This is a genomic window from Acidimicrobiales bacterium, from assembly GCA_041394265.1.
Taxonomy (GTDB): domain Bacteria; phylum Actinomycetota; class Acidimicrobiia; order Acidimicrobiales; family SZUA-35; genus JBBQUN01.
This window is the reverse complement of sequence record JAWKIO010000005.1, coordinates 4,066,083-4,088,251: the sequence shown is the minus strand read 5'-3', so window position 1 is coordinate 4,088,251 and position 22,169 is coordinate 4,066,083. Positions and strand designations below refer to the sequence as shown.

Sequence of the window (22,169 nt, the reverse complement as noted above, 5' to 3'; positions counted from 1 at the left end):
TCGGGACCTACGAGGCGGCCCTGCGGGGGCGCCCTCGCCCTTCGGTCCGAGGCACCAGCGTGGGGTTGACCTTCTCGAGCACGGTCTCGGCGGTGATCACGCACTTGCCGATGTCGGTGCGACCCGGCAGGTCGTACATGACGTCGAGGAGGACCTCTTCGAGGATGGCTCGCAGGCCACGAGCACCGGTGCCCCGCAGCATGGCCTGATCGGCGATGGCGTTGAGGGCGTCGTCGGTGAACTCGAGCTCGACATCTTCCATGTCGAAGAACTTCTGATACTGCTTGATCAGAGCGTTCTTCGGTTCGACCAGGATCTCGACGAGGGCGTCCTGCGTGAGCGGCGACACGGTGGCCGTGACCGGCAGACGGCCGACGAACTCGGGGATCAGACCGAACTTCAGGAGGTCCTCGGGGCGGATGTGGGCGAAGAACTCGCCGGGATCCTTGTCGGCCTTGCGCTTGATGTCGGCCTGGAACCCGATCGAGTTCGAACCCATACGACGCTCGATGATCTTGTCGACCCCGGCGAACGCGCCACCACAGATGAACAGGATGTTGGCGGTATCGATCTGGATGAAGTCCTGGTGAGGGTGCTTCCGCCCGCCCTGGGGCGGGACCGAGGCGACGGTGCCTTCGAGGATCTTGAGCAGCGCCTGCTGGACACCTTCGCCGGAGACGTCTCGGGTGATCGACGGGTTCTCGGACTTACGAGCGATCTTGTCGATCTCGTCGATGTAGATGATGCCGGTCTCGGCCCGCTTGACATCGAAGTCGGCGGCCTGGATCAGCTTGAGGAGGATGTTCTCGACGTCTTCGCCGACATAGCCGGCTTCGGTGAGCGCCGTGGCGTCGGCGATGGCGAACGGCACGTTGAGCATGCGGGCCAGGGTCTGGGCCAGGAGGGTCTTGCCACAGCCGGTGGGGCCGAGCAGCAAGATGTTGGACTTGGCCAGCTCGACATCGGACGGGCTGGCGGCTCCGTGGCGGATCCGCTTGTAGTGGTTGTACACCGCCACCGACATGATCTTCTTCGCCGGTTGCTGGCCCACGATGTACTCATCGAGGAACGCTGCGATCTCCGAGGGCTTGGGCAGCTCGTCGAAGCGGACCTCGCTGCCGTCGGCCTCTTCCTCTTCGATGATCTCGTTGCACAGGTCGATGCACTCGTCGCAGATGTAGACGCCGGGCCCGGCGATCAACCGTTTGACCTGCTTCTGCGACTTGCCGCAGAACGAGCACTTGAGCAGCTCGCCGCCCTCACCAAACTTCACCATGGGCGCTCCTCCTACGAATCGATGGCGCGAATCGGGCCAGAGGTGTCGGCGGCGTTGCGATTCGCGATCACGTCGTCGATGATGCCGTACTCCTTGGCTTCCTGCGCCGTGAGCACGAAGTCGCGGTCGGTGTCGGCGGCGATCTTCTCGATCGGCTGGCCTGTGTGATGGGCGAGGATGGACTCGAGCTGCTTCTTGAGCCGCTCGATCTCGGCGGCGGCCAGCTCGAGGTCGGACACCTGCCCCTGGGCGCCCGAGTAGGGCTGGTGGAGCAGGATCCGTGAGCTCGGCAGGGCGAACCGCTTGCCCGGGGCACCGGCAGCCAGCAACACGGCAGCAGCCGAGGCGGCCTGGCCGAAGCAGATCGTGGCGACGTCGGGCCGGATGAACTGCATGGTGTCGTAGATCGCGAACATGGCGTTCACGTCGCCACCGGGCGAGTTGATGTAGAGGCTGATGTCGCGGTCGGGGTTCTCCGACTCGAGGTGCAGCAGCTCGGCGCACGTGACGTTGGCAATCATCTCGTCGATCGGGGTACCGATGAAGACGATGTTGTCCTTGAGCAGGCGGGAGAACAGGTCGTGGCGGACCTCACCCCGGCTGGTCTGCTCGATGACGTTGGGAATGCTGACACCAGCGGTCACTCGCTGATGTGAGGAGGCGTACCTCGGGTCGAACATCAATCGTCTTCTCCTTCAGCTGCCTCGGCGGCAACACTGGCGTCGTTGGTTGCAGTATCGGCGGCATCGCCGCTCGATGAACCGTCTTCGGTCTCGGGCTCGTCGGCCTCGGGGAGGACCAGGTCGGCCTCGGCGATCGCGTTGCCATCTTCGTCGACGAGCGACGCGTGCTCGACCAGCCAGTCGAGGGCCTTGCTCTTTTCGATGTCGGCGCGGATCGAAGGCATCTGGCCACCCTCGGTGAGCTGGGCAAGCACATCCTCGGCGCTGCGATTCACCTGCTCGGCGATGCGCTGCATCTCTTCGTTGATCTCGGCGTCGGTGACCTGCAGCCCTTCGGCGACGGCGACCGCCCGCAGGGCGAGGTCCATCTTGGCCGACGTACCGGCGGTGGCCCGCAGCTCGGCCACCAGATCGCCTTGGTCTCGGCCCGAGAACTGGAGGTACTGCTCGATGGTGAGGCCTTGGGCCTGCAGTCGCATGGCGAGATCCTGGGCCCGGTTCTCGACCTCCATCTCGACCAGGGCCTCGGGGATGTCGTCGTCGGACACCAGCTCGGCGACCGCCTCGGCCACCGCATTGCGGCGGGCGGTGTTGGCCTGGTTGACCCGGGTCTCGGTGAGGCGCTTGCGGTAGTCGTCGCGCAGGGCGTCGGCACTGTCGAACTCGGTGTTGGCTTTCGCGAACTCGTCGTCGGCGTCGGGCAGGACGGTTTCCTGGACGTCTTTCACCGTGATCGAGAACTCGAGCGGCTCGTCTTCGTCTTCGTCGGGATGATCGGCGGAGAACGTGAGCTCGTCGCCGGCGGAGGCACCGATGAGGTTCTCGTCGAGCTCTTCGACGACCGCTCCCATGCCCACTTCGTAGACGTAGTCGTTGGCGGTGAGGCCCTCGACCGGCTCGCCTTCATGGGTGGCCGAGATGTCGATGGTGACCCGATCGCCCTCTTGGGCGGGGCGATCGACGGTGACCAGCTCGCCGAACTGGCCGAGGAGGCGCTCGATGGCGCTGGTGAGGTCCTCCTCGCTCACGATGGGCGACGGGATCTCGACCGACAGGTTCTGGTAGCCGTCGATCTCGATGACCGGTCGGACCTGGACAACGGCGGAGAAGGTGACCGGACCGGCGAGTTCGCCCTCGACGATCTCGATGTCGGGCGAGTCGATGACGTCGACCTCGTGCTCGTTGACGGCCTTCACGTAATAGTTCGGCAGGCCGTTACGGAAGGCTTCGGAGCGGGCGTACTCGCTACCGATGCGAGCCTCGATCACCTTGCGGGGCGCCTTGCCCGGCCGGAACCCGGGAAGCCGGATCTCCCTGGCCAGCGACTTGAACGCCGCATCGAGATCGTTGTCGAATTCGGCTTCTTCGACCTCGACGGTGAACTTGACTTTGTTGCCCTCGAGGGCTTCGACGGAGGATTTCACCGGTCGGAGTGTAGCGATCGGAACGCCGGTCGCCCTGATGGTCGGCAACGCTCTGTCACGGTGCTGAACGGCGCCGACGCCATCGCCACGCTGCGTGCCCGACCACCACGATCGGCTCCGGATGTGGGCCACTCCCCTGCACGCGTGGTGGCCCACAACTCGGCCGTGTTCCGGCGATCATCCGCTACGATCACGAGCCTTCGGGATGTGGCGCAGCTTGGTAGCGCACCTGCTTTGGGAGCAGGGGGTCGAGTGTTCAAATCACTCCATCCCGACAACGATCGCCGATCATGGGATCCCGTGTACGCGAGCGTCCCGCCGGTCGCGATGACGACAACCAGAACTACGACGCCGGACAGCGACATCTTCACGGTGTCGAACGAGGTCGTGAGCGGCGGGATGATGACGGGCCCCTCGGGCTCAGGAAACAGACCTGGCGATCGCTCGCAGCATCGCCAGGTTCTCCAGCTCGCGGTTCACCTCGTCGGCGGTGGATGTGCCGTAGGCCTGATTGGCCGACAGCTTCACGATCACCACGCCCGACGATGGGTGCACATACACGAACTGGTTGTACACACCGATCGCGCTGAACTCACCAGGATCACCGTCGGGCAACCACCAATGGTAGCCGTAGCCGAGATCGAACTGGTGGTCCCCCGCCCACACCTGTCCGGGCTCGGTGTGGCGGAGATGCGACCGAACCGAGTCGGCGACGTAGTGCTCGGGAACGATCTGGCGACCGTTGCAGCGTCCAGCCTGCCGGTACAACTCGCCCAGTCGAGCGAAATCACGAGCGGTCATGGTCAGCCCGAAGAACGCCGCCTCTCGCCCTTCGGCGTCGACGAGCCAATGGCTGGGCGCCGTCATGCCGAGGGGCTCGATGAGCTGTTCGGTCATGTAGTCGGCAAGGCTGCGCCCCGTGGCCGCGACGAGCAGCGTGCCGAGCGCCTGGGTGTCGGTCGAGTTGTAGCGGCACACCGTTCCCGGCTCGGCTTTCGATGCGGCACCCGCCACGAAGGCGTCGAGTGAGCCGCGACCGAATGCTGCCGTGAGGGCGAACACATCCGAGGAGGAATCGCTGTAGTCCTCGTTCCACCGGGCACCCGACGACATCTGGAGCACGTCGCGGATCGACACGCCGTCGTAGGCCGAACCGGCGTCGACCCTGATGTACGAGCTGATGGGATCGTCCAGTCCCCCGATCAACCCGTCGTCGACGGCAATACCGACGAGCGCCGAGACGAAGCTCTTGGCCACCGACATCGACAACCACTGGACGTCGGGGCCGCCAGTGTGCCAGTAGCGCTCGAATCGGATCGCGCCCTCGTGCAGGACGAGGAGGGCTGCGGTGTCGGTCTCGGCAAGGAGATCCTCCGTCGATCGATCGACGCCGAGGTAGGAGTAGGAAGGCGGCAGATCGATCGGGGTGCCGCTCGGCCAATCGATCGGTTGCGATGCCGCCGGCATGGCCACCGACGGCATGATCTGGGCAACTCGGCTGAAGTAGTCGAGCACCGGTTCGCCGCTGAACAACCGTGGTCGTGCCGCACGCTCGGTCGACTGCTCCGTCATCCCATACCTCCTGCATTCGACCAGCCAGAACCGCGGGGAAACGCTCTTGCCCCCCTCGCTGCACGATCATGCCACCGATGGCCTTGCGACAAGAGCCGTCCGGTGTGGCATCGTTCGTGGCGTCACGATCGGTCGAACCGACAGGGGAGAGACAGTGCAGCCGACACGAGAGATCACCGACGACGAAGTCGAAACGTTTCGGACCGACGGGGTCGTACCGCTGCGGCAGGTCCTGCCGCTCGAATGGGTCGACCAACTACGGCTGGCGATGGACGAGGTGTTCGATCGAGAGCTCGAGTCGGGCCGGGATGGGCTGTCCCACGGCCAGAGCACCAAGGGGGCTCGCGCCGACATGGTCAAGAGCGTCCTCCAGTTGATCGACGCCTCGGACGGGCCGAGCGATGCTGCGGTCGAGGCAGGCCATCGGCCGAGAGGTCGCAGCATCGTGGAAACTGACGCCTGCTCGTGGCATGACGGACTCCGCCAGCTCTACATCGACAGCCCGCTCGGCGCGATCGCCGCTCGGCTGACCGACAGCACCACCATCAACCTCTACAGCGACCAGCTGTTCCTGAAGGAGCCGGGCTCGGGGGTTCGGACCCCGTGGCATCAGGATCAGCCCTACTGGCTCCTTCAGGGCACAAAGGTCGCCGTCTGCTGGGTGCCAGTCGACACGGTCCGACTCGACAGCGGCGCCATGGGATACGTCCGAGGCAGCCACCGCTGGGGCGTCACGTACAAGCCGAGCGACTTCCGCACCTCGACCGGGGTGATGGCGCTACCCGGCATGGTGACGGACGATCTCGCCGATGTGCCACCCATCGACGCCAACCCCGACGACTACGACATCGTGCGCTTCGAGGCCGAACCGGGCGACGTGATCGTGCACGACTGGAAGATGTTGCACGGTTCGGCGGGCAACGTCAGCGCCGATCGCCTACGGCGAGCCGACTCGGTCCGCCTCGCCGGCGACGACGTGACCTTCCACCAGCGACCCTCATCGCCGGAACCGTTCCGGTACACGGTCGGCCTCGCCGAGGGCGACCCGCTGGACCGAGCGGATCGATTCCCCCGCATCTTCGGCTGACGGGACCGTCGCGTCGGGTCGCAAGCAAGTGCCAGCCGCCAGACGCGACGAGAGGCGGCGCCGCCGGAGCGACACCGCCTCCCGTCTTCCGCTCGACCTCAGCCCTCCGACATCGACGCAATGGCGTCGAGTGCCGCCTGAGGGAGCAGCACCTGGTCGATGATGTGGACCGTGCCGTTGGCAACTGGCACATCAGAACAGATCACGTTGGCGTCGTTGACCGTCGTGCCATCGGCCCCGAGCATGACGTCGTCACCCTCGACCGTGGCCAGCGTCGCACCGCTCAGAGCAGCGGCGTCGTTGTCACCGGCGATCACGTGGTACGTGAGCACGCTCGTCAACAGCTCCTTGTCGGCGAGTACCGCATTCAAGACCTCGGGGTCGATCGCAGCGAAGGCGTCGTTCGTCGGGGCGAAGATGGTGAACGGTCCGTCGCTGTTGAGCGCGTCGACCAGGTCGGCTTCGACTACGGCCGTGACGAGCGTCGACAGCAGCGGATTGTTCGAAGCTGCGGTCGCTGCGGTGTCGTCGGCCATACCGGCGAACGAGCCGTCGCCCTCGGTCGGTACGGCGTCACACGCCGGACCGAAGGCGCCCATCATGTCGCCGGCCATCTCGTCCTCGCCGTCGCTCATGGAGTCATCGGTCATGTCCTCATCGGACATCTCGTCCTCCGTCATGGAGTCATCCGTCGTGGACTCGTCGGCCATGGTGGTCTCGGTGGGGGCCATGGTGGTCTCGGCCGAGGTGTCAGCCGTGGCGTCGGTGGTGTCGTCGCTGCTGCACGCAGCGAGCAGGAGTGCGCCGGCGGCAACGGCGGCGACGAAGACACGGCCGGTGCGGCTGCGGGGCGTATTCGGTGCCGGATCAGTGATGTCGGTGTTCGGGTTCATGGGGATGTCCTTTGGTTGGAGGTCGAAGATCGGAACGTCAGTTGTCGTTGACGAGCACCACGACGGTGTGGTGTCCGGTGGCTCCGTTTGGAAGTGGTTCGGACCGCTCGTCGGTTTGGATTGCCCCGTTGCGATCTTTTGCCCGCACGGTGATCGAGTGACGCCCGGGCGTCGCCTCCCACGGCAGCGACCACTGACGCCAGGTGATGTCGTTCACCTCGTCGGCCAGTTCGGCTGCCATCCAGTCGCCGTCGTCGATCCGCACCTCCACCGCGTCGATCCCGATCGTCTGAGCCCAGGCCACCCCGCCGATGACGAAGGGCCCGGGGTCAACTCGATCGAGCCCCCGTGGCGTGTCGATCCTCGACTGCAGCTTGATCGGCGCCTCGACGGCGTAGCCACGGGGCACCCAGTAGTGGTCGAAGGCCTCGAAGGTGGTGAGTTCGATCTCGGTCAACCACTTCGTGGCCGACACGTAGCCGTAGAGGCCGGGAACGATCAGCCGAGCGGGATAGCCGTGTTCGAGTGGTAGCGGCTCGCCGTTCATCCCGACGGCCACGAGCGCGTCTCGCCCATCGAGCGCCGACACGGGAAAGCCACCGGTGTAGCCGTCGCTCGAACGACCGACGATCTGCGTCGCTGTGGGATCGATGCCGGCCTCGTCGAGCACGTCATCGAGCCGCACACCCAACCAACGGGCGGTACCGACCAAGTCACCGCCGATGGTGTTCGACACGCAGGTGAGGGTGATGTCGCGCTCGATCAGTTCTCTTTGCAGAAGGTCGTCGAACGACAGCTCGATCTCGCGATCGACCAATCCGTGGATCCGCAATGTCCACGCGTCGGCCTGGATCTGCGGGACGGTGAGCGCAGTATCGATCCGGTAGAAGTCGGCGTTCGAGGTCAGGAACGAAGCGGCTCCCGGAGCCTGGGCGGCCGCAGGAATCGCTGCGAGTTGTGTGGCTGGCGCTGGGAGCATGAGCCCTGATCGCGAAGCAGCCACGCTCAGCCGACGACCCAGCGAGCGACCGGCCGCGGCGGTCACGACGGCACCAGCCGACACGGCGCCGAGCATGGCCAGGAATCGGCGTCGGCCCACCGACCGGCCCGAGGGCCTCCCGAGCGAGGTCGGCGTTCGCGCCGGCAGCGCCGACAGTGAAGCGAAGCCGGCCAGGGTCACGAGCACGACGAGCGAGCCGGCGATGGTCGGCAGTGGACTCCACCACACTCGGCTGGTTCTACTCCCGAGCGTTGCGAGGATGCCGATGGCGGCAAAGATCGCGACGCCGATCACGCCGTAGCCCAGCCGTCGACGGAGCGAGACGATCCCGACCATCGCGGCGTACACCGCCAGTGCGACGCCGATCCCGACCAGCAAGGCTTGCTTGTCGTTCGTTCCGAACAGGTCGATGGCGAGGTCTTTCACACTCGCCGGGACGTGATCGATGACCCGGTCGCCGACGTCGACGATCGGCGATCGCAGCGACCTCGACCACCCGGCCACGAACTCGGCAACACCGAGCCCGAACGCTGCGCTCGCCACGCCGGCGAGTGCCGCCGATCGTCTGGATGGACATGCCGATGGATCCCCGATGCGCATGCCCTGGGTTCGTGGCCGAGCCAGCGGTGGATTGGGACCAACCGTCGCAACTGAAGCCCAAAGCTGCGAACTGTCGACACTGGAGCGCAGTTCCGGGCTTCAGTGTGGACAGATGGCGGGGATGGGCTTCAGTGTCGACAGTTCGGGCACGGTCGCGGAGCCACCGAGCGGCCGGCAGCCGGACGAGACCGCTCAGTTGGCGGTGGTGACGCGTAGGAGGTCGTCCTCGACGACTGCCAGCCGGTCCTCGGCGACGGCGAGGTAGACGTACGACTGGTCTCGCTCGCCCAACCCGTCGACCTGCCCGCTCCAACGCACCGACCCGTCGGCCAACGCGTGGGCCGAGACCATTCCGTTTCGTCCGACCACGTAGACGAGATCGCCGGCGATGGCGAGCTGTCCCCAGTCGATCGCGGTCGAGGTGGCCACACTCCAGACGAGGTCGCCCGTGGCGATACTTCGAGCCTCCAACGTGCCCGTCGACGCACTCAGTTGGATGAACTGCTCGCCGTCACTGGCGATGTCGGACACCAAGCGCTGCTGCACCGCCCACACTTCGACCCCGGAACGAGCATCGAAGCCCGTGTTCGCTTCGTAGCCCTCGTCGATACTCATGACGACACCGGCGTCGAGGTGCTCGATTCGATCTCGATTCAGGGCGTCGGTGGTCCACAGCACGTCGCCGGTGGCGATGTCGAGCGTTGTCACCGAGTCCGTGTCCGCCACGAGCACAACCGAGGCATCGAGGAACACTGACGGGACGACCGAGGTCGTCGGGTCGTAGTGCGACCACCGCGTCGTTCCTGTTCCGAGATCGATCGCGGCAACGAACGAACCGTCGCCGGTGGTCGAACCGACGACGAAGGCCGCACCTCGCTCGATTGCCAGACGGTGAGGGACGACGCTCTGGGCCAGTTCGAACTCGGTGAACGCGGCGTCGGCGGGCAGATTGGTGAAAAGGTCGTCGATGGGAAGAGCATCGATCAAAGCACCGCTCGAACGTTCGAGGAAACGTAGCTCGGGGCCGCGATCGGTGGTGACGGTCGCCACGGTCCGATCCGTCAGCACGAGATTGGTGCAGCACGTGCCCGTCGGCTGGTCGCTCCAGAGGCGTGCTCCCGATGCAGCGTCGAAGGCAACGAGCTCGTAGGCGCGTTCGCCGGAGGGCACCATCGCAAAGACCATCCCCCCTCCTGCCGCCGTTCCGGCCCGGCCGACGATGTCGGTCTCCCATGCCACCGTTGGAAGCGACGCCGGGCCCGGGGTTGCGAACCATCCGTCGGACGAGCTGACGGGGGAGCCGATCTGGCCGATCTCATCGACACCGATCCACTCCAGCATCCCGGACCCGTCACTCGGCGGCGACGGAGCGCCCGTGGTGGACGTTGTGGTCGGTTCCGTCGTCGTGGTCTCCGGCAGCGTTGTGGTCTCTGGCGCCGACGACGTCGTCTCATCGCCGATCGTCGAGGACACCGCCGGCGAGGTCGCAGCTGAGTCACCGGGGTCGGTCGGGTCGCTGCCTCGGTTGAGAAGGATCAGGCCCCCGACGATGGCCAGGGCGGTGACGACAGCTGCGAAGATCCACCGACCTTTCGGCTGCACGACCGCCTCGCCACCGGAGGTCTGCTCGACGCCGCCCGTCCCGCTCCCGACGGGCGTGTACTGGCCGCTTGCGGCAGGCGTGACGGCTACCGCTTCCACCGGCGTAGGGTCGGGCTCGGCCGTTGGCGCAACGGAGGCGCTCGCCTCGACCCCGCCGGCCAACGGCTGAGGCCAGGACGACGAGACAGGGCCAAGCGTCCGGTCCAGTAGCCCGCCGACGGGTGCCGTGACCGATCCCATCGCCACGGCGTGCTTGGGGTGCACGTCGGAGAGCACCGGGACCTGCAGCTGGGCTGCCACCAGTTGGTTGACCAAGGGAATACGGCTCGTCCCACCGACGAGCAGCACGGCGGCAACACCGGAAGGTTCGAGGCCTGCGTCGCGAATGGTCGCCTCGATCAGATTGACAGCGTCGCCGATTGCCGGCCCAATCATCGACTCGAACTCGGTTCTGGTCAGGCGTACTTCGGTGTGTACCTCGGGGAGCATCACCGGGATCACGGCAACCGTGTCGTCGGACAACACTTCCTTCGCCGCAACGCATTCGTGGCGGAGACGGTCGACAGCAGCCCAGTTGCTCGGCGTGTCGTCCAGTGACCCGAGATCGACGGCCGCAGACACGAGGACGTGATGGAGGATGCTCTCGTCGAGGTCGATACCGCCGAGCTGTTCCAGACCCCTGGCTTCGCCGACTGCCTCGAACCCATCGGCGGTCCGTCGCAGCAGGGCGGCGTCGAAGGTGCCGCCACCGAAGTCGAAGATCGCAACGGTGTTGCCGACGTCGAGGTGATGTTCGCGCAGGTAGTGGCGGGCTGCAGCGACGGGCTCAGCGACGATCTCGCCGTCGGGAACGCCAGCGAGCTGGAAGACCTGTCGGAATCGTTCGATCTTGTAGGGCCCCCAGTTGGCGGGGTGGGTGAGCACGATCTCGTCGGGAGACGCTCCCTCAGCTGCCGTGGCGGTGTCGACCACGTGGCGGAGCATGACGGCCATCAGCGATTCCGCCGATCGTGGCTTGCCACCGACGATCAGCGGCACCGGATCACCCAATCGCCGTTTGAATTGCCGCGCCACGCGAGCGGGCTCGGTCAGCGAGCGCCGCTCCGCTGCGGTACCAACGACGGTGGTGTCGTCCTCGAGCCACGCCACCACCGTGGGGACCTCGGCCGAGCGGGTTCCCAGGCGCAGCATGGCGACGTTGGCCGGCCCCGAACCGGCGTCGTCGCTTCGAGCGACGGCCGCGGCAGTCCATGTCGTGCCGAGGTCGACGCCGAGCCGGTACCCCATGCGACTCAGAAGGTGAATCGAGAGACGTCGTTCGGGAAATCGAACCAGGCCATCGACTTCTTCGGGGTGAACTTCATCAGGCCGCCCGACGCCTCGCCCTCCCATGCATCGGGCTCAGGCGAGTAACCCTTCGCCCCGTATTTGGAGGTGAACGCTTCGGCGATTCGTGCACCGAACTCGAGACCGGGTGGGTCGGTCGGACCGGAGGTTCCCTCGACGATCACCGCCTGCCAGCCGTCTTCGAGGTGCAGCACACACGAAGAATTCGTGGCGAGGTTGCGGGCGTGCAGGGTGTCGGGCGAACCGTCGTACCACAGATGACCGTCGATCCAGGCGCCCCATCGCGGCACCACATGCGGCCGGCCATCGGGTCGGGTCGTGGCCATCCAATACTGGGTCGACGTGGCGAGCCGTTCCACGACCTGATCCCACGACAGCAAGCCTTCGTCGGTGGTCGGGACGCCGTAGCCCTCCGGCATCACCGGCCGGTCGGTCGTGTGCTCATGCTCCATCCGAGTCCCTCCCCGTCGTCGAGATACCACCAACGTAGTCATCGGGGCCGGCGGGCGCGTGCAAAGATGCCGCCATGTACGACGTGAATGGGAAGACGGCAGTGGTCACCGGGGCAGCGAGCGGGATGGGGCTGGCGATGGCTCACTCCTTCGCCGACGCCGGCATGGCGGTCGTGATGGCCGACATCGAGCGTGATCGACTGGATGCCGCTGTCGCAGCGATGATGTCGGCCGGGCACCGGGCCATCGGCGTGCCCACCGACGTGAGCGTCGAGTCGCAGATCCAGGAGTTGGCGACCGCCGCACTCGACGAGTTCGGGTCGATCCATGTCGTCGCCAACAACGCAGGGATCGGCATCGGAGGCGCTGTCGACGAGATGTCGCTCGACGACTGGAAGTGGGTGATCGACGTCGATCTGTGGAGCGTCATCTATGGCGTCCGTACGTTCCTGCCGATTCTCAAGGCCCAGGGCGAGGGCCACATCACGGCGACCTCGTCGATGGCGGGTCTGCTCTCGGGTCCAGTGCTCGGCGCCTACCACGTGGCAAAGCACGGCGTCGTTGCGCTGATGGACACCGTGCGCATCGAGCTGAAGATCGCCAAGTCCCCGGTGCGGGCGAGCGTGTTGTGTCCCGGCCCGGTCGATACCGACATCACCACCAGCAGCCGGAACCGTCCGACCGAGCTCCCGGAGCACGAGACCAGCGAGCAGGAGGAGCGGTTCTGGACAAGCCTCACGAGTGAGCTGGAGCGAGGCATGAACCCCGCAGATGTGGGAGAGCTCGTCCTCGATGCGGTCCGCAACGAGCGCTTCTGGATCCTGACGCATCCCGCCGAGTTCATCCCGCTGGTCGAGCGTCGCCTCGATGCGATCAAGGCCGATCACGCGCACCGAATGCCCTGATCAACACGTACGACCGCCACCCCGAGAGCTCGGCGCTCGGTCGCGACCGGATTGGGTGAATCGCCTTGTCAAGTCTGCTGCTGTGCTGCCGATGCTCGGGCCAGTGCTCACCCCACCCAGTGATCGTCGCGCCGTCGAGCCGCAGCCTGCCGCCTCGACGCGCCTGCACTATCGGATGAGCTGGATCCTGGCCCTGCTCGTGCTCGTACCCCTCGCCACCGCCGCCGTCGCCTTGGTGGCCGACGCCAAGAAGGCTCGCGACGACCGTGAGCGGGTGCGCACCGTCGAGGTGGGTGTCGACCGCCTGGTGCAGCTGACCGAGCTGCGGTCGAGCCTGGTGGCAGAACAGAACTGGGTCCTGGTCATGCGAGGCATCGAGGATCTCGGGATGACCAGCGACGTCGTCGAATCCCTGTCGGGCATCGACGTCGAGGCAGAGCTGTCGACCAGCCAGGCCGAGGTCGACCAGCTGACCGGCGACCTCGAACTGCCAAACGTCGCCCACGACCTTTCACTGCTACGAAGCGACTCGGTCGCTCCTCTGGAAGCGATCGGCGAGCGCTACTACGAGATCGATTCGGTGCTCGCGCTCCTCGGCGAGCGCAAGTTCGACGACCTGATGACCGTGATCGGCGAACTCGACAGCGCAGCCGATCTCATGGTGGCGCTTCGGGTGCTCGATGGCGCAACCGCCGCACGCTCAGCGATGTCGGCGGAGTTCGTCGAGTTCTACCAGATCCAGTTGGCGGCCACGTGGGACACCGACCAGAACATCGAGCATCTGATCGAACGGCGAGCGCTGCGTCGCCACGCGATGGCGAAGGTCGAACGCAACGCACGGACTGGCTCGGAAACACTCGACGCCATTCTCTCCATCACCGGCTCGGACGAGATCAAGCGCTTCGATGCCGGCGTCGCCGACCTCGTTGCCAACGGCGGCCGATCGAGCATCGGCGGAGCATCCATCACCGACTTGCTCCAGGACCTCGATCTGCTCAACCAGGTGTTCACCGACAGCTCGGTGACCGTCGAGCGCTACGCAGCACTGGTCGAGGCAGCGGGCGATGATGCCACGTCGGCTGCAGCTGCGTTCGGCGAGGGCGCCGCCGTCGACTACCGAAACTCGTTGCTGGCCCTCGGCACGCTTGCATTCGTGTCGCTCGTGCTGCTCGTCGCCGCCCACCACGCAACGACGAAGCCGATCTCGGCACTGGCCAACAAGGCCCGAGCAATCCGCGACGGCACCCGCTACCGCGACGCGGATCTTGGCCTGATGCCCGACGAGATCCGTGAATCGTCATCGGCGCTCGACGAAGCGGCCGAACATCTCCAACTCGCCGAACGCCAAGCCCGCGCCATCGCCGCCGGCAACCTGGACGACCCGTCGCTGACCCAGTCGGCCACCGGACAGCTCGGAGCGTCGCTGCAGCACGCGGTCAAGACCCTCACGGCGTCAATGGCGAACGCCGTCGAACTGCGACATCAGATCGCCCATGAAGCCACCCACGATCCGCTCACCGGGTGCGCAAACCGGCGAGCGATCCTGTCCACGCTGGCCAATGAGTTGGCCCATCCCCGAGTCGAACAGTGCTTGGCCCTGCTGTTCTTCGATCTCGACGGTTCAAGGCGGTCAACGATCACCACGGACACGCCATTGGCGACGCCGTTCTTGGCATCGTGAGCCGGCGCCTGGCAGAGGTCGTGCGGCCGGGCGACGTCGTCGGGCGGCTCGGTGGCGACGAATTCGTGATCATCGCTCCCGGTGTCACCTCACCCGACCGAGCCATCGAGATTGCCGAGCGCGCCCGTCGGTCGTTTGCCCTTCCGATGGACGTCGACGGACTCACGCTCACGCTCGGGAGCAGCATCGGCATCGCCACCACTTCCTCTGGAGACACGTCGGTGTCGACCATGCTCAGCGAGGCAGACCTCGCCGTATACGAGGCGAAGGCCAAGGGTCGCGGCGAGATCGTGCTGTGCACCGATGAGCTGTTGATGACCGCGGCCCGGCTCGACCAACTCGAACACGAGCTTCGCTCGGCCCTCGGCGCAGGTGAGCTCGCCCTGCACTACCAACCGATCATCCAGGTCCGTACTGGTGCGGTGCTCGCTTTCGAGGCACTGATCAGGTGGGAGCGTCCCGGCGAGCCTCCCGTCGACCCGTCGGTGTTCCTCCCCGTCGCAGCGCGCAGCGAGCTCATCGTCGCCATCGACGCCTCGGTCCTCGATCAGGTGGCCGCCCAACTGGTCCGATGGGACGAGGATGACGTGCACCGCGGTGTCCGCGTCGGCGTCAACCTGTCACCCCGCTCGCTGATGTCGCCCGACCTCGAGCAGATGGTCCTCGAACCCATGCGAGCCCACGCCGTCGATCCGGCGCGCCTTGGCATCGAGGTCAGCGAGAACTCCATCATTCGTGGCTCGGGTGACGTCATCGAGAAGCTGGACCGCCTGCGTGCCTCAGGCATCCGCATCATCGTCGAGGACTTCGGGACGGCGTACTCGATGCTGGCCCGGCTCGAGGATCTGCCGATCGACGTGTTGAAGATCGATCGAGCGACCGTTGAGAACCCTGGGGCCACGCCGCTGATGCAGATGGTGATGGCGACTGGCCAGCACCTCGGGGTGAAGGTCGTTGCCGAGGGTGTCGAAACGTCGGAACAAGCCGACCGTGTCGCCGCCATCGGGATCGAGGCCGCGCAGGGCTTTCTCTACGCCTCCCCTGCCCCACCCGATCGTTTGCTGGCCACACACCCTTCGTCCGCCTCGCCGACGTCGGACTGACCATCATCGATCGAGGTTGAGGAGTCTCCCTCGACCGGGCACAGTGAGGCCATGAGCAGCTGCTGTGGGCCGTCAGCCGACGATCGCTCCGAGGCGAGCGTCCTCGACGCCACACGCACGCCGAGCCCAGCCCCACCAGCCCCGTCTTCGCCCCGCCCCACCAGCGGCGAGTGGTCGACCGATCTGATCACCATCGATGCCACCGGATTCTCGATGGGTGCCCGCTCCCCCGGCTACCACGCCGACGGCGAAGGGCCAGTACATCCCGTCCGACTATCGACGTACCGCATCGCCACCCACACGGTCACAAACGATGACTTCGTTCGGTTCGTCGACGACACCGGCTACGTCACCGAAGCGGAGCGATTCGGGAGTTCGTTCGTCTTCGGTGGGCTCCTGCCCCACGACTTCCCTGCAACACGGGGTGTCGCTGCCGCTCCGTGGTGGCGAGAGGTGATCGGCGCCGACTGGCGGTATCCCGAGGGTCCGCACAGCTCGATCGATGCCCGACTCGACCACCCCGTCGTCCATATCAGCTGGAATGATGCGCTCGCGTTCTGCGAATGGGCAGGTGGCCGCCTTCCCACCGAAGCCGAATGGGAATACGCCGCCCGTGGCGGAAGGGTGGGGTCGAGCTTCCCCTGGGGCGACGAACTCGAACCCGACGGCGAGCACATGATGAACGTGTTCCAGGGCGACTTCCCCGGGAACAACACTGCTGCCGACGGCTGGGGCGGCACCAGTCCCGTCGGGTCGTATCCGCCGAACGGGTTCGGGCTCTACGACGTCACGGGCAACGTGTGGGAGTGGTGCAGCGATTGGTTCTCCGCGGACTGGTACCAACAATCCCCTGTCGACGATCCGCAGGGCCCGGCGACCGGCCAGGCGAAGGTCATGCGCGGTGGTTCGTACCTGTGCCACGCCAGCTACTGCCGGCGCTACCGGGTCGACGCCCGCAGCTCGAACACCCCCGACAGCTCGACCGGCAACATCGGGTTCCGCATCGCCTTCGACGCCGCCGTCTGATCGGACCCCGCTCCCCGACGCCGCTACTGCGAGCCGAGGGCCGTGCGGATCTCGGCCGCGAGTTCGTCATCGCTGCTGTAGGCCCGACGCGTGTCGAAGCGCATCGACACGATCGTGCCTTCGAAGTCCGCCGGCGCCGTGGTGTGGTCGCTGACGCCCGCGGTGGCCCGGCCGATGTCGAGGCCGACCGACGAGATCATCATCGACACCTCGGGCACGATGCCGTTGCCGACCGGCTCGTCGTCGACCGACAGCACCACCCGGGCCGGACCGCTGCGCACCCGTTCGAAGTCGATGCCGAGCGTGCAACTGCCCGCCGGCACCGGTGCGTCGCTGCGCACGAACGTGCGGTGTTGGAAGAAGTTGTGTTCGTAGACCAGGTGGCCGTCGTCGAGGTAGGCCGTGAGCCCGTTGTTGACGGTGCCATAGGCGAAGAGCGCTCCGCCGGCATCGGCCGAGGCCCGATCCACCGAGGCCCGCATCGACCACGCCCGTGAGCCGAGCGCCGGTGCGCCGTCAGAGGGGATCCGGACGATCGGCGGGTAGTACACGAACGAATCGCGGGCTCGAGGGGTACCCGGCACCGGATGTCCGGCGAACGCGCCGCCGAAGCGGCCCCGCTCATCGATCGGGAAGACCCCGTACTTCTCGGCATCCGACCAGAAGATGGTCTGGAGTTCGGCCAGCTTCTCGGGCTGGCTTGCGGCCAGATCGTGACACTCGGAGAAGTCTTCGTCGAGGTGGTAGAGCTCCCACGTGTCGTCGTCGAGGGTCCCGCCAGGATGGTGGAAGGTGACCGCCTTCCAGCCTCCCGACCAGATGGCGAGGTGGCCGCGCATCTCGAAGTACTGGCTCGACTTCGGCGTCGGATGGGCGTCGGGGTCGGCCGCTTCGGCGGCGAACGTGTAGCGCATCGACACGCCTTCGACCGGTTGTTGCTCGATCCCACCCAGCGTGGCGGGCGGATCGATGCCGATGGCCTCGAAGAGCGTGGGTGCCAGATCGATCACATGGTGGAACTGGCGGCGGATCCCGCCCTGGCTCGCCTCGGGGATGCCACTCGGCCACGAGATGATCAGCGGATCTCGGACCCCACCGCCGTGCGTGTTCTGCTTGTAGCGCTTGCCCGGGCAGTTGCCGACCTGGGCCCACCCCCACGGGTAGTTGGTGAAGCTGCGACGGGTGCCGATGTCGTCGAGGCGCGCGTAGGCAGCCGGCAGGTCCTCGGCGAGATTGTTGAAGTAGCGGAACTCGTCCATCACTCCCGAGGCCTGACCCTCCTGTGAGGCGCCGTTGTCGGAAGCGACGACGACCATGGTGTTGTCGGCGATGCCGAGTTGCTCCAACCGGTCCAGGAGCCGACCGATCTGGGCATCGGTGTGATCGAGGAAGGCGGCGAACGCCTCCTGGAGACGGCAAGCGAAGCGCTGCTCGTCGTCGCTGAGGTCATCCCACGCCTCGACGCCCGGGTTGCGAGGAACGAGATCGGTGCCGGGAGGGATGATGCCGAGCTCGAGCTGGCGTTCGAACACCCGCTGACGCCAGACGTCCCAGCCCTCGTCGAACCGACCCCGATATTTGGCGAGGTAGTCGGCGGGCGCCTGGTGCGGCGCATGGGTGGCACCGAACGCGAGATAGGTGAACCACGGACGCTCCGGCACGAGCGAGTGCTGGTTCTGGATCATCGTGATCGCCTGATCGACGAGGTCTTCCGACAGGTGGTAGCCGTCGTCGGGACCGCCGGGTGCGTCGATCAGATGGTTGTCGGCGTACAGCTCGGGGTGGAACTGATCGGTCTCGCCCTGCATGAAGCCGTAGAACCGGTCGAAGCCCTTGCCCAACGGCCAGTTGCGGAATGGACCGGCGGCCGAGGCCTCTCGCATCGGGGCGAGGTGCCACTTGCCGAGACAGAAGGTCGCGTAGCCGGCATCGCCCAGCACCTCGGCCAACGTGCCCGCCGACGGAGCGATGTGGCCCCGCATGTTGGGGAACCCGGTGTCGAAGTTCGACAGCGCCTGCATGCCGACCGAGTGGTGGTTGCGGCCGGTCAGCAGCGCGGCCCGCGTCGGTGAGCAGAGCGCCGTGGTGTGGAAGTTGGCGTAGCGAAGGCCTCGCTCGGCCAGGCGGTCGAGGTTCGGCGTGTCGATCGGGCCGCCGTAGCACCCGAAGTGGCTGAAGCCAGTGTCGTCGAGCAACACCACGATGACATTCGGCGACCCCTCAGGCGGCAGCACCGGTTCGGGCCACCACGGCGTCGACTCCCCGATCGTGCGATTGATGGTGCCCTCGAAGGATGCGTGCGACGGATGCGGCGACATGCAAGGAAGCTAGGGATCGCCCCCGAGCGGCGCAAGCGCAACCGGCCGCGTGGTTGGCCGACCGTGGCGATCAGGTGGACCCTGCCGGTGGCCGGATCATGGCGGCGATGGCAGCAACCAGGTCATCTTCGAGCTGCCCCCGCTCACCATGGCCGCTCCGCAATGTGGCGGCGGCGCCAACCACCGCGCCCTGCACCATGCCGGCCACGGCCTTTGCCCGCTCCCGGCTCAAGCCATGAAAGCGACTCAGGAGATCGACCTCGAAGATCACGCCGCGCTGGTCGGGGTCGGCCACGGCGGCGATGGTCGATCCGGGCCGAGAGAGGGCATCCATCACCGGTCCCCGCTCGATGATCTCGTCGAGGAAGACCCCGATCCCGACCCGCAACAAGTCGCTCCCTGGCGGCGCGTCACTCAGCGCCTGCCAGACGTGTCGACCGAGTTCGGAGGTCTCGCGGCGATACAGCGCCGCCAGCACCGCCTCGGCGTTGTCGAAGTGTTTGTAGGGCAACGCCTTCGACACGTCCGCCTCGGCCGCGAGGCGTTCCATGCTGACGGCCGCCGCACCGTCAGCAACGATGATGGCAGCCGCAACTTCGAGCAGTTGGCGGCGCCGATCATCGGCCCGCATGCGACGACGCCCCGGAGGGTCAGGCGTGCCGGTGCGGGCGGTCAAGGCCGCTCAGGCACCGAGCAGGGTGCGGAAGTTGTCCTCGTAGAACAGCTGACGAGCGGCGGCATCGATGCCTCTGTTGTCGAACGAATGCTCGAACTTGCCGATCGGGTCCTTCGTGCCCTCGGGGTGTGGGTAGTCACTCGAGAAAAGGTACAACTCGGGACTGGAGTGGGCGATCATCTCGGCCACGTCTTCCCCGGCGAACGGCGTGAAACGGACCTGACGACGCAGGAAGTCCGACGGCTTCATCGACAGCTCGGCGATCATCGGTTCGGTGCGAGCGAAGCTCTTGGCGGCGTAGTCGAGGCGGCTGAGCAACGACGGGACCCACGAGGCGGCCATCTCGATGACCCCGCAGCGCAGGCCGGGGAACCGGTCGAACACACCGTCGAGCACCATCGCGCTCAGGTAGGTCTCGGCCGCATGGTGCACCGAGGGAAGGTCCTTGCCCCGCAGGTTCTCGCCGCCGCCGTGCAGATCGACCGGGCGGGGCCGACCGTTGTTGTGCCACGCCTTCGACACCGAGTTCTTGCCGGCGCCGATGTGCATCACGATCGGGATGCCGGCGTCTTGCACCGCTGCCCACACCGGATCGTTGTCGAGGTGTGACGGCGACTTTCCCGACGACGTGGCGTGCGCCACCCACATTGCGCCACAACCCAGTTCGAGCGCCTCGTCGAGCGCAGCAAGCGATCGTTGGGTGTCGTTGAGCGGCAGGAATCCGACGCCGACGAGCCGGTCGTCGTCGCCACAGAAGTCGGCGATCATGCGGTTGTGGGCGCTTGCGCCGCCATACACCGCCTGCGGATCGTCGGAGAACGCGAACAGTCCGACCGAGAAGGTGGAGAACACCAGCTGCGACTCGAAGCCCAGCAGGTCGAGGGCGCGGGTGCGCTCGGCCGTGTCCATCGCACCGAGCGCCATCCAACCCTTGGCCGACGCGATCACGTTCTCCTCGAGTGCGGCGGTCTTCTCGGGGTCGTTGATCCGCGCCTCGCCCAGCTGGATCGCCTTCCCCGCGCCCTTGCCACCCTTGTCGAGCGCCGGGGTGAGGTCGGGCAGAAGGTCACGAGTGGCCGCGTCGGCTGCGTCTCGCAGCCAGGTGAGCCCCTCCATCAGGTGGCTGTCGGCGTCGTGGATGTTGGGGCGGTGGGCGTAGGTCACGGGCGGTCTCCGATCGAGCGACTTCTGCGTAAGTTACGGTTTCTCACCAATCCACGCAAGCCGTGACGCGCCTCGCCCCAGCCGCAACCTCCGGGCCTGCGTCCAATCTCGCTCAACCTCCGGGGCTGCGCGCCGCCGAGCGTACGCCCACCCGAAGGTTCGCCAAGCCCCAACGAAGCTCCGGGGCTGCGCGCCGCTGAGCGTACGCCCACCCGAAGGTTCGCAAGGATTGGACGGAGACCCGAGACTATGGTCGACGAGCGATGGGACGACTCGGGGTCAGGTGGGGGTACGGGGCAGGCACGCAGGTGTCGAGCCTGGCTGACTTGCGGGAGCAGGCTCGCTGGGCCGAAGCCGCCGGGTTCGACAGTTTCTGGCTGTCGCAGATCTTCGGACTGGATCCGCTCGTCGCGCTCTCAGCCATTGCCGACGAGGTGCCCGGGCTCGCCGAGCTCGGCACGTCGGTGGTGCCGCTCACCGGACGGCACCCGATGAGCCTGGCACCGGCGGCGCTCACGGCCCAGGCCGCCTGCGACGGTCGATTCACCCTCGGCATCGGCCCGTCACACCAGATGGTCGCCGAGGGCTTCTTCGGCGAGTCCTACGCCCGGCCATTTACCCGCACCCGCGAGTTCGTCGAGGCACTCGCCGAACTGTTCGAGTCTGGCTCGGCAACCGTGAAGGGCGAGGAGCTGTTCTCGAGCGGCTGGCTCACGATCGAGGCACCGCCAGTGCCGATCCTGCTGGCCGCACTCGGCCCCCGCATGCTCCGGCTGGCCGGCGAACGAACCGCCGGCACCTCACTCGGTTCGTGCGGACCGAAGACGATCGCCGAACACATCGCACCGATCATCAACGATGCCGCCGAACGGGTAGGGCGGCCCGAGCCCCGGATCGTGGCGTTGGTCGGCGTGGCGATCACCGACCAACCCGAGGAACGGCGGGCAGCCAATCGTGACGCCGGCGCGCTCTACGACAACCTTCCGAGCTACCGGGCCGTGCTCGACCGTGAGGGCGTGGAAGGCGGTGCCGATCTCCTGCTGCTCGGCTCTGCCGACCGGATCGAGGAAGGCCTTGCTCGCTATGTGGATGCCGGTGTCACCGACTTCCGCATCGGCATCGTCGCCAACGACGACGAGGCCCGCGGCGCCACCCGAGCCTTCCTCACCTCGCTGCTGTCGAGCTGACCGAGCCACCGTTCGACCGATGGCGTACTGTCGGACTAACGGCCGTGCTGTCGGACTAACGGCCGTGCTGTCGGACTAACGGCCGTGCTGCCGGACTAACGGCCGTGCTGCCGGACTGACGGCGATGCTGCCGGACTGACGGCCGTGCATTCGCTCCGCCGCCGCCGCATCTG

General features: G+C 66.6%; 17 protein-coding genes and 1 tRNA gene. 7 read left to right on the top strand and 11 right to left on the bottom strand.

Going from position 1 to position 22,169, the window contains the following annotated elements; all coding sequences use genetic code 11:
- Positions 1-7: 7 nt before the first annotated feature.
- Genes clpX through tig form a run of 3 tightly spaced genes read right to left on the bottom strand, consistent with a single transcriptional unit; the run spans position 8 to position 3,383 of the window.
- The gene (gene clpX, locus R2733_19715) at positions 8-1,276 is read right to left on the bottom strand and encodes an ATP-dependent Clp protease ATP-binding subunit ClpX (protein ID MEZ5378738.1); all 1,269 of its coding nucleotides are present in this window, start codon (positions 1,274-1,276) and stop codon (positions 8-10) included.
- 11 nt (positions 1,277-1,287) lie between these two features.
- A complete protein-coding gene (locus tag R2733_19710) occupies positions 1,288-1,956 on the bottom strand; it encodes an ATP-dependent Clp protease proteolytic subunit (protein ID MEZ5378737.1) in 669 nt (222 codons plus the stop codon).
- Positions 1,956-3,383, bottom strand: a complete 1,428-nt coding sequence (gene tig / locus R2733_19705) for a trigger factor (protein MEZ5378736.1) — start codon at positions 3,381-3,383, stop codon at positions 1,956-1,958. Before tig ends, R2733_19710 begins: the two co-directional genes overlap by 1 nt.
- 201 nt (positions 3,384-3,584) lie before the next feature.
- Here tig and R2733_19700 point away from each other — a divergent pair.
- Positions 3,585-3,658, top strand: a tRNA-Pro gene (locus R2733_19700).
- A gap of 145 nt (positions 3,659-3,803) precedes the next feature.
- On the opposite strand, the gene R2733_19695 is transcribed toward R2733_19700, so the two are convergent.
- A complete protein-coding gene (locus R2733_19695) occupies positions 3,804-4,955 on the bottom strand; it encodes a serine hydrolase domain-containing protein (protein ID MEZ5378735.1) in 1,152 nt (383 codons plus the stop codon).
- A gap of 154 nt (positions 4,956-5,109) precedes the next feature.
- Here R2733_19695 and R2733_19690 point away from each other — a divergent pair, with 154 nt between their 5' ends.
- Complete coding sequence (locus tag R2733_19690; GenBank protein MEZ5378734.1) at positions 5,110-6,042, top strand: phytanoyl-CoA dioxygenase family protein; 933 nt, start codon at positions 5,110-5,112, stop codon at positions 6,040-6,042.
- 98 nt (positions 6,043-6,140) lie between these two features.
- On the opposite strand, the gene R2733_19685 is transcribed toward R2733_19690, so the two are convergent.
- From R2733_19685 to R2733_19670, 4 genes are all read right to left on the bottom strand, one after another.
- Positions 6,141-6,935, bottom strand: coding sequence for a fasciclin domain-containing protein (locus R2733_19685; GenBank protein ID MEZ5378733.1), 795 nt, complete (start codon positions 6,933-6,935; stop codon positions 6,141-6,143).
- A 37-nt stretch (positions 6,936-6,972) separates the two neighbouring features.
- The gene (locus R2733_19680) at positions 6,973-8,535 is read right to left on the bottom strand and encodes a molybdopterin-dependent oxidoreductase (GenBank protein ID MEZ5378732.1); all 1,563 of its coding nucleotides are present in this window, start codon (positions 8,533-8,535) and stop codon (positions 6,973-6,975) included.
- 192 nt (positions 8,536-8,727) lie between these two features.
- A complete protein-coding gene (locus R2733_19675) occupies positions 8,728-11,424 on the bottom strand; it encodes an Hsp70 family protein (protein ID MEZ5378731.1) in 2,697 nt (898 codons plus the stop codon).
- Positions 11,425-11,429: 5 nt separating this feature from the next.
- Complete coding sequence (locus R2733_19670; GenBank protein ID MEZ5378730.1) at positions 11,430-11,936, bottom strand: pyridoxamine 5'-phosphate oxidase family protein; 507 nt, start codon at positions 11,934-11,936, stop codon at positions 11,430-11,432.
- Positions 11,937-12,010: 74 nt separating this feature from the next.
- Between R2733_19670 and R2733_19665 the strand changes: the two genes are divergently transcribed.
- The 4 genes from R2733_19665 to R2733_19650 all read left to right on the top strand — a co-directional run bounded on the left by R2733_19665 (position 12,011) and on the right by R2733_19650 (position 16,651).
- Positions 12,011-12,841 (top strand): SDR family NAD(P)-dependent oxidoreductase, encoded by an 831-nt coding sequence (locus R2733_19665; protein ID MEZ5378729.1) that lies wholly within the window; start codon positions 12,011-12,013, stop codon positions 12,839-12,841.
- 103 nt (positions 12,842-12,944) lie between these two features.
- Positions 12,945-14,522 carry a hypothetical protein gene (locus R2733_19660; protein MEZ5378728.1) on the top strand — a complete coding sequence of 526 codons (1,578 nt, stop codon included), beginning with the start codon at positions 12,945-12,947 and terminating at the stop codon, positions 14,520-14,522.
- On the top strand, positions 14,429-15,625 hold the full coding sequence (locus tag R2733_19655) for a bifunctional diguanylate cyclase/phosphodiesterase (GenBank protein ID MEZ5378727.1): 1,197 nt from the start codon (positions 14,429-14,431) through the stop codon (positions 15,623-15,625). The genes R2733_19660 and R2733_19655 overlap by 94 nt, the downstream gene beginning before the upstream one ends.
- Before the next feature lie 51 nt (positions 15,626-15,676).
- Positions 15,677-16,651: a formylglycine-generating enzyme family protein gene (locus tag R2733_19650; protein MEZ5378726.1), complete on the top strand. Its 975-nt coding sequence runs from the start codon at positions 15,677-15,679 to the stop codon at positions 16,649-16,651.
- 23 nt (positions 16,652-16,674) lie between these two features.
- On the opposite strand, the gene R2733_19645 is transcribed toward R2733_19650, so the two are convergent.
- The 3 genes from R2733_19645 to R2733_19635 form a co-directional block, all read right to left on the bottom strand.
- A complete protein-coding gene (locus tag R2733_19645) occupies positions 16,675-18,969 on the bottom strand; it encodes an arylsulfatase (GenBank protein ID MEZ5378725.1) in 2,295 nt (764 codons plus the stop codon).
- Positions 18,970-19,039: 70 nt separating this feature from the next.
- Positions 19,040-19,645 (bottom strand): TetR/AcrR family transcriptional regulator, encoded by a 606-nt coding sequence (locus R2733_19640; GenBank protein ID MEZ5378724.1) that lies wholly within the window; start codon positions 19,643-19,645, stop codon positions 19,040-19,042.
- A 6-nt stretch (positions 19,646-19,651) separates the two neighbouring features.
- Positions 19,652-20,809, bottom strand: a complete 1,158-nt coding sequence (locus tag R2733_19635) for an amidohydrolase family protein (protein MEZ5378723.1) — start codon at positions 20,807-20,809, stop codon at positions 19,652-19,654.
- A gap of 263 nt (positions 20,810-21,072) precedes the next feature.
- Here R2733_19635 and R2733_19630 point away from each other — a divergent pair, with 263 nt between their 5' ends.
- Positions 21,073-21,996, top strand: a complete 924-nt coding sequence (locus R2733_19630; GenBank protein ID MEZ5378722.1) for a TIGR03564 family F420-dependent LLM class oxidoreductase — start codon at positions 21,073-21,075, stop codon at positions 21,994-21,996.
- Positions 21,997-22,169 lie beyond the last annotated feature (173 nt).

What these genes read in the sequence shown, in the direction of transcription:
- clpX (MEZ5378738.1), bottom strand. Translation starts at nt 1,276, where the DNA reads ATGGTGAAGTTTGGTGAGGGCGGCGAGCTGCTCAAGTGCTCGTTCTGC.
- R2733_19710 (MEZ5378737.1), bottom strand. Translation starts at nt 1,956, where the DNA reads ATGTTCGACCCGAGGTACGCCTCCTCACATCAGCGAGTGACCGCTGGT.
- R2733_19695 (MEZ5378735.1), bottom strand. Translation starts at nt 4,955, where the DNA reads ATGACGGAGCAGTCGACCGAGCGTGCGGCACGACCACGGTTGTTCAGC.
- R2733_19685 (MEZ5378733.1), bottom strand. Translation starts at nt 6,935, where the DNA reads ATGAACCCGAACACCGACATCACTGATCCGGCACCGAATACGCCCCGC.
- R2733_19680 (MEZ5378732.1), bottom strand. Translation starts at nt 8,535, where the DNA reads ATGCGCATCGGGGATCCATCGGCATGTCCATCCAGACGATCGGCGGCA.
- R2733_19675 (MEZ5378731.1), bottom strand. Translation starts at nt 11,424, where the DNA reads ATGGGGTACCGGCTCGGCGTCGACCTCGGCACGACATGGACTGCCGCG.
- R2733_19670 (MEZ5378730.1), bottom strand. Translation starts at nt 11,936, where the DNA reads ATGGAGCATGAGCACACGACCGACCGGCCGGTGATGCCGGAGGGCTAC.
- R2733_19665 (MEZ5378729.1), top strand. Translation starts at nt 12,011, where the DNA reads ATGTACGACGTGAATGGGAAGACGGCAGTGGTCACCGGGGCAGCGAGC.
- R2733_19650 (MEZ5378726.1), top strand. Translation starts at nt 15,677, where the DNA reads ATGAGCAGCTGCTGTGGGCCGTCAGCCGACGATCGCTCCGAGGCGAGC.
- R2733_19645 (MEZ5378725.1), bottom strand. Translation starts at nt 18,969, where the DNA reads ATGTCGCCGCATCCGTCGCACGCATCCTTCGAGGGCACCATCAATCGC.
- R2733_19630 (MEZ5378722.1), top strand. Translation starts at nt 21,073, where the DNA reads ATGGGACGACTCGGGGTCAGGTGGGGGTACGGGGCAGGCACGCAGGTG.